1 protein-coding gene is annotated in these 1,177 nt (G+C 46.5%); it reads left to right on the top strand.

Annotated features, from left to right (window positions below):
* Positions 1 to 1,177, top strand: a 1,177-nt coding sequence (tuf, locus tag L3V35_RS25410) for an elongation factor Tu (protein ID WP_017079846.1), incomplete at both ends; no start/stop codon positions are given.

Raw genomic sequence — 1,177 nt, 5'->3', positions numbered from 1 at the left:
TGTCTAAAGAAAAATTTGAACGTACGAAACCGCACGTAAACGTTGGTACTATCGGCCACGTTGACCACGGTAAAACAACTCTAACTGCTGCTATCTGTACTACACTTGCAAAAGTGTACGGCGGTGTTGCTAAAGATTTCGCATCTATCGATAACGCTCCAGAAGAGCGCGAGCGCGGTATCACAATCGCAACTTCTCACGTTGAGTACGATACTCCTGAACGTCACTACGCACACGTAGACTGTCCTGGACACGCCGATTATGTTAAAAACATGATCACTGGTGCTGCTCAAATGGACGGCGGTATCCTAGTTGTTGCTGCTACAGATGGCCCTATGCCACAAACTCGTGAGCACATCCTACTTGGTCGTCAAGTTGGTATCCCTTACATCATCGTATTCATGAACAAATGTGACATGGTTGATGACGAAGAGCTACTTGAGCTAGTAGAAATGGAAGTACGTGAACTTCTTTCTGAGTACGAGTACCCAGGAGACGACCTTCCAGTAATTCAAGGTTCTGCACTTGGCGCTCTAAACGGCGAAAAGCAGTGGGAAGACAAGATTGTTGAGCTTGCAGAAGCACTAGATTCTTACATTCCACTTCCAGAGCGTGCTGTTGACCTACCGTTCCTACTTCCTATTGAAGATGTATTCTCAATCCAAGGTCGTGGTACTGTTGTTACTGGTCGTATCGAGCGCGGTATCCTACGTGTAGGTGACGAAGTAGAAATCGTTGGTATCAAAGAAACTACTCTTACTACTTGTACTGGTGTTGAAATGTTCCGTAAGCTGCTTGACGAAGGTCGTGCAGGTGAGAACGTTGGTGCACTTCTACGTGGTACTAAGCGTGATGACGTTGAACGTGGCCAAGTACTTTCTGCTAAAGGTTCAATCAACCCACACACTAAGTTTGAGTCTGAAGTATACGTACTTTCTAAAGACGAAGGCGGCCGTCACACTCCTTTCTTCAAGGGTTACCGTCCACAGTTCTACTTCCGTACAACTGACGTAACAGGCGATATCACTCTACCAGAAGGCGTAGAAATGGTAATGCCAGGTGACAACGTTCAAATGACTGTTGAGCTAATCGCTCCAATCGCAATGGACGAAGGTCTACGTTTCGCAATCCGCGAAGGTGGCCGTACAGTTGGTGCTGGTGTTGTAGCTAAAATCTT

Source organism: Vibrio sp. L5-1 (assembly GCF_021728315.1).
Lineage (GTDB): Bacteria > Pseudomonadota > Gammaproteobacteria > Enterobacterales > Vibrionaceae > Vibrio > Vibrio splendidus_K.
This window is presented reverse-complemented; position numbering and strand designations above follow the sequence as displayed.